Here is a 6629-nt window from a genome sequence, read left to right as displayed (position 1 = left end):
CACCCGCTCCGACGTGGCCGACCGGGTACCCGAGGGCCGTCCGGTCGTCGTGCTGGACGATCCGGCGGTCGTCGAAGCGGTGGCAGCCCGGTCGGGTGCCGAACTCGACAGCCCCGCGCGACTGTCGAACCCGGCCTACCTGATCTACACCTCCGGTTCGACCGGTCGCCCGAAGGGCGTCGTGGTGTCGCACTCGGGTGTGGCCGGCCTGCTCGCCACACAGGTGGAGCGGTTCGAGGTCGGTCCGGGTTCGCGGGTGTTGCAGTTCGCGTCGCCGAGTTTCGACGCGGCGTTCTGGGAACTGTGCATGGGTCTGCTGTCCGGTGCGGCGCTGGTCGTCGTGGAGGCCGAGCGGCTGCTGCCGGGCGAGGCCCTGGCGGGCACCCTGGTGGAGTACGGCGTGACGCACGCGACGCTGCCGCCGGTCGTGTTGGCGGCGATGGACGCGGATGCCGGGCTGCTGGCGGGTGGCACGTTGGTGTCGGCCGGTGAGGCGCTGTCGGGCGAGGTGGTGGGCCGCTGGTCGCGGGGCCGTCGTCTGGTGAACGCTTACGGTCCGACGGAGTCGACCGTGTGTGCTTCGATGAGTGGCGCGCTGAGTGGCGGCGAGGCTCCGCCGATCGGCACGCCGGTGTTCAACTCCCGTCTGTACGTGTTGGATTCGGGGCTGCGCCCGGTGGCTCCCGGTGTGGTCGGCGAGCTGTTCATCGCCGGCCCGAGTCTGGCGCGGGGCTACCTGAACCGCCCCGATCTGTCCGCGCAGCGCTTCGTCGCCGACCCGTACGGCCCGGCCGGTGCCCGGATGTACCGCACCGGCGACCTCGCCCGCTGGGGCGCGGACGGCCAACTCGTGTACGTCGGCCGCGCCGACGAGCAGGTCAAGCTGCGCGGCTTCCGGATCGAGCTCGGCGAGGTGGAAGCGGCGCTGGCCGCGCAGGAGGGTGTCGGCCAGGTGGCCGTCGTCGTGCGCGAGGACCAGCCGGGCGTGCGTCAGCTCGTCGGCTACGTCGTCCCCGCCGCCGGTGCCGAGCTCGACCCGGCCGGACTGCGCATCGGTGTGGGCAGGCTGCTGCCCGACTACATGGTCCCCGCAGCCGTCGTGCCGCTGGGCGAGCTGCCGCAGACCCCGAACGGCAAGCTGGACCGCAAGGCCCTGCCGGCCCCCGACCTGTCCACCGCCGCGAGCGGCACTGCCGCCCGCACCGACCGCGAAGCGGTCCTCTGCGAGCTCTTCGCCGGCCTCCTGGGCCTCGACCGGGTCGGTGTCGACGACAGCTTCTTCGACCTGGGCGGCGACAGCATCGTCTCCATCCAGCTGGTCAGCCGCGCCCGCAAGGCCGGCCTGGTGATCACCCCGCGCGAGGTCTTCGAACACAAGACCGTCGCCGCCCTCGCCGTGATCGCCGACGAGTCGGCGCCGGACGCGGCGGGCCCTGCCATCGAGGACAGCGGGATCGGCCGGATCCCGGCGACCCCGGTGATGCGCTGGCTGCTCGAACGCGGCGGCCCGATCGGCCGGTTCAACCAGTCGATGCTGCTGCACGCCCCGGCCGAGCTGACCGAGGAGCACCTGACCGCCGCCCTCCAGGCCGTGCTGGACCACCACGGCGCGCTGCGCGCCCGGCTGGTCCGCGCAGACGGTCCCGCGCTGGACGTCCCGCCGCCCGGCACCGTACGCGCCGCCGAGCTGGTGCGCCGGATCGACCTCACCACCGCCACCACCCCGGACCTGACCGAACTGGTGGCCCGGGAGAGCGAGGAGGCCGCCGACCGGCTGGACCCGGAGCACGGCGCCATGCTCCAGGCGGTCTGGTTCGACGCCGGCCCCGGCAACGCCGGCCGGCTGCTGCTGGTCGTCCACCACCTGGTGGTCGACGGCGTGTCCTGGCGCATCCTGGTGCCGGACCTGGCCGCTGCCTGGGAAGCCGTACGGGAAGGCCGCACGCCCGCCCCCGAGCCGGTGCCGACCTCTTTCCGGACCTGGTCCGAGGGCCTGGCCGAGGCCGCTGTCGACCCCCGCCGGCGGGCTGAACTGTCCCAGTGGGAACGCCAGTTGGACGGGCTCGACCCGCTGATCGGCGACCGCCCGTTCGACCCGGCCCGGGACGTCGTCGCCACCGAGCGCACCCTCACCCGCACCCTGGACACCGGGCTCACCGCCGAGCTGCTGACCAGCGTCCCGGCCGTCTACCACGCGGGCGTCAACGACGTCCTGCTCACCGCCTTCGCGCTCGCCGTCGCCGACCACCGCCGCCGGAGCGGCCGCCGGGGCGACGGCTCGGTGCTGGTCGACCTGGAGGGCCACGGCCGCGAGGACGTGCTCCCCGGTGCCGACGTCTCCCGCACGGTCGGCTGGTTCACCAGCCTGTACCCCGTTCGGCTCGACCCGGTTGTCCGGGACTGGGCCGGGATCTGGGCCGGCGGTGCCCCGGTCGGCCAGGCGCTCAAGCGGGTGAAGGAGCAGTTGCGCGCCTTGCCCGACCACGGCCTCGGCCACGGTCTGCTGCGCCACCTGAACCCGGCGACCGGCCCGCAGCTGGCGGTGCTCGGCGAGCCGCAGCTCGGCTTCAACTACCTGGGCCGCTTCCCCGCCGCAGGTCGCGAGCCCTGGACGGCGGCCGCCGAGGCACCGGCGCTCGGCGGCGGCGCCGACCCGGCGATGCCGCTCACCCATGCGCTGGAGCTCAACGCGCTCACCGAGGACCACCCGGACGGCCCCCGGCTGGTGGCCACCTGGTCCTGGCCGGACGGCGCCGTCCCCGAGGCGACCGTGGCCGAACTGGCCGACCTGTGGTTCCGCGCGCTGGCCGTCACCGCCGCGCACGCCCGCACCGCCGGCAGCGGCGGCCACACCCCCTCGGACCTCTCCCTCGTGACCCTGTCCCAGGCCGAGATCGACCTGCTGGAAGCTGACTGGAGGATCTCAAAGTGACGAAGCCCGGCCTGGCGGACGTGCTCCCGCTCTCCCCGCTGCAAGAAGGACTGCTCTTCCACTCGCTCTACGACGAGCGGGCCGCCGACGTGTACACCGTGCAGCTGGTCCTCGACCTGGACGGCCCGCTCGACCCGGCCGCGCTGCGCGCCGCCGCCGACGGCCTGCTGCGCCGCCACCCCAACCTGCGGGCGGCCTTCCGGCACGAGGGCCTGGCCCGGCCCGTCCAGCTGATCCCGCACGAGGTCGAGCTGCCGTGGACCGCGACCGACCTGTCCGGCCACGCCGACGAGGCCGCCCGGCAGGCCGAACTGACCCGTCTGCTGGCTGCCGACCGGGGCCGCCGCTTCGACCTCGCCCGCCCGCCGTTGCTGCGCTTCGCGCTGTACCGGCTCGGTGAGCAGCGGCACACCCTGGTGCTGACCAAGCACCACATCCTGCTCGACGGCTGGTCGATGCCGATCCTGGTGCGCGAGCTGTTCGAGCTGTACGGCCGGGGCGGCGACGAGACGGCGCTGCCCGCCGTCACGCCGTACCGCCGGTACCTGGCCTGGCTGGGAGACCAGGACGCCGACGGGGCCCGGGAGGCGTGGCGGCAGGCGCTGGCCGGGCTGGAGGAGCCGACCCTGCTGGCCGGCGCCGAGCCCGAGCAGGCCACCCGCACACCCGAGCACCGGATTGTCGAGCTGTCCGCCGAGCTGACGGCGCAGCTGCGCAGCCAGGCCCGCCGGCACGGGCTGACCCTCAACAGCGTGCTCCAGGGCGCCTGGGCGCTGCTGCTCGCCAAGCTCACCGGCCGCGACGACGTGGTGTTCGGCGCGACCGTCTCCGGCCGTCCGCCGGAGCTCCCGGGTGTCGAGACGATGGTCGGCCTGTTCATCAACACCCTGCCCGTCCGCGCCCGACTCCAGGCCGGTGAACGGCTGGTGGACGCGCTGGCGCGGATGCAGGACCAGCAGGCCGACCTGATGGAGCACCAGCACCTGGGCCTGACCGAGGTGCAGCGCCTCGCCGGGCACGGCCGGCTCTTCGACACCATCGCGGTCTTCGAGAACTACCCGCTCGACCCGCAGGCCCTCCAGCCCGCCGTCGGTGAGCTGCGGCTGGCCGACCTGCAGGCGATCGACGCCACCCACTACCCGCTCGGCGTGATCGCCAGCGTGGTCGAGGGGCGGCTGCAGCTGCGCCTCGACCACCGACCCGAGCTGTTCGACGCCGACGCCGTCCGGCTGATCGGCGAGCGGCTGGTCCGCCTGTTCGAGGCGATCGCCGCCGACCCGACCCAGCCGGTCGGCCGGATCGACCTGCTCGGCCCGGCCGAGCTGCACCGCGTCCTGGTCGAGTGGAACGGCGACGGTGCCGAGGTGGCCCCCGCGACCGTCCCGGAGCTGTTCGCCGCCCAGGCCGCGCGCACTCCCGAGGCCGTCGCCGTCACGCACCGGGACACCGAGCTGACGTACCGGGAGCTGGATGCCCGGGCCAACCGGCTGGCCCATCTGCTGGTCGAACGCGGCGTCGGCCCCGAGGACTTCGTCGCGCTGGCGCTGTCCCGCTCGGCGGACCTGGTGGTGGCCGTCCTCGCCGTGCTCAAGGCCGGCGCCGCGTACGTGCCGCTCGACCCCGAGTACCCGGCCGACCGGCTCGCCTACACCCTTGCGGACGCGCAGCCCGCGCTGCTGCTCACCGACGCCGCCACCGACGTGCCGGCCGGCGACACCGCGCGCGTCGTCCTGGACGCCCCGGGCGTGCTCGCCGAACTCGCCGCCCGGCCGGATACCGCCCCGGTGACGGCGCTGCGTCCGGAGCACCCTGCGTACGTCATCTACACCTCGGGCTCCACCGGCCGGCCGAAGGGCGTGGTGATCCCGCACCAGAACGTGGTCCGGCTGTTCGGCGCCACCGAGCGGTTCTTCCACTTCGGCCCGCAGGACGTCTGGACGCTGTTCCACTCCTACGCCTTCGACTTCTCGGTCTGGGAGCTGTGGGGCCCGCTGCTGCACGGTGGCCGGCTCGTCGTCGTCCCGTACTCGGTCAGCCGCTCGCCGGAGGAGTTCCTGCGGCTGCTCGCCGAACAGCGGGTCACCGTCCTCAACCAGACCCCGTCCGCCTTCTACCAGCTGATGCAGGCGGACCGGGAGAACCCCGAGCTGCGCCGCGAACTCGCCCTGAAGTACGTGGTGTTCGGGGGTGAAGCGCTCGACCTGTGGCGATTGGCCGACTGGTACGAGCGGCACGACGACCGTGCTCCCGTGCTGGTCAACATGTACGGCATCACCGAGACCACCGTGCACGTCAGCCACCTGGCGCTGGACGCCCCGAGCGCGGCCGCCGGCCCCGGCAGCATGATCGGCGGCGCCATCCCCGACCTGCGGATCCAGATCCTGGACGGCGGGCTGCGCCCGGTCGCCCCCGGAGTCGCGGGCGAGATCTACGTCGGCGGCGCCGGGCTGGCGCGCGGCTACCTCGGCCGCCCCGGCCCGACCGCCGAGCGCTTCATCGCCGACCCGTACGGCCCTCCCGGCGCGCGGATGTACCGCACCGGCGACGTCGCCCGCTGGACGGAGACCGGCGGACTGGAGTTCGCCGGCCGCGCCGACGACCAGGTGAAGATCCGCGGCTTCCGGATCGAACTCGGCGAGATCGAGGCCGTGCTGGCCGCTCACCCGGCAGTCGCGCAGAGTGCCGTGCTGGTCCGCGAGGACCGCCCGGGGGACCTGCGGCTGGCCGCCTACCTGGTGCCCGCCGCCGGGCAGGCGCTGGACCTCGGCGCCCTGCGCTCGCACGCCGCCCGGGCGCTGCCCGAGTACATGGTCCCGGCGGCCTTCGTCGGGCTGGAAGTGCTCCCGCTCACCCCGAACGGCAAGCTGGACCGCAAGGCGCTGCCCGCACCCGAGTTCGCCACCGGCGGCGGGGCCGGACGCGGCCCGCGCACCCCGCAGGAGGAGATCCTCACCGGGATCTTCGCCGAGGCGCTGGGCGCGCCCGTGGTCGGTGTCGACGACGACTTCTTCGCCCTCGGCGGGCACTCGCTGCTCGCCACCCGGCTGGTCGGCCGGGTGCGGACGGCGCTCGGCGTCGAGCTGCCGATCCGTACCCTGTTCGAGGCCCCGACCGTCGCCGCGCTGGCCGGCCGGCTCGCCGAGGACGCCGGGCAGGCCCGCCCGGCGCTGCTCCCGGTGGTGCGGCCGGAGCGGGTGCTGCTGTCGTACGCGCAGCGGCGGCTCTGGTTCCTGCACCGGCTGGAGGGACCGAGCGCCACCTACAACATCCCGCTGGCGCTGCGGCTTTCCGGCGCGCTGGACCGGGCCGCGCTGGCGCAGGCGCTGTCGGACGTGGTCGGGCGGCACGAGAGCCTGCGCACGGTGTTCCCCGAGGACGGGGGCGTGCCGTACCAGCAGGTGCTGGAGGGTGCGGCTCCGGAGCTGAGCTTCTCCGAGACCACCGAGGCGCAGCTGGCGCAGGCGCTGTCGGAGGCCGCGTCCGTCGGCTTCGCGCTGGAGACGGAGATCCCGGTGCGGGCGCGGCTGTTCGCGCTCGGTGGCGAGGAGCACGTCCTGCTGCTGACGGTGCACCACATCGCCGCGGACGGCTGGTCGCTGGCGCCGCTGGGTGCGGACCTCGCGGCGGCGTACGGGGCCCGCCTGAACGGCACGGCCCCGCAGTGGGCGCCGCTGCCCGTCCAGTACGCCGACTTCAC

The 6629-nt window shown here is 74.5% G+C and carries 2 protein-coding genes; both read left to right on the top strand.

The window, feature by feature from the left end:
• Positions 1-2932, top strand: a 2932-nt coding sequence (locus ACFVUY_RS43035; RefSeq protein WP_387737339.1) for an amino acid adenylation domain-containing protein, incomplete at its 5' end; no start/stop codon positions are given.
• On the top strand, positions 2929-6629 hold a 3701-nt coding region (locus tag ACFVUY_RS43030), incomplete at its 3' end, for an amino acid adenylation domain-containing protein (protein WP_387737338.1). The genes ACFVUY_RS43035 and ACFVUY_RS43030, both read left to right, overlap by 4 nt.

It is taken from the genome of Kitasatospora sp. NPDC058063, from assembly GCF_042885395.1.
GTDB classification, from domain to species: Bacteria; Actinomycetota; Actinomycetes; order Streptomycetales; family Streptomycetaceae; genus Kitasatospora; species Kitasatospora lactacystinica.
Note: the sequence above shows the minus strand (reverse complement) of the source record. Positions and strands in the feature narration are given on the sequence as shown.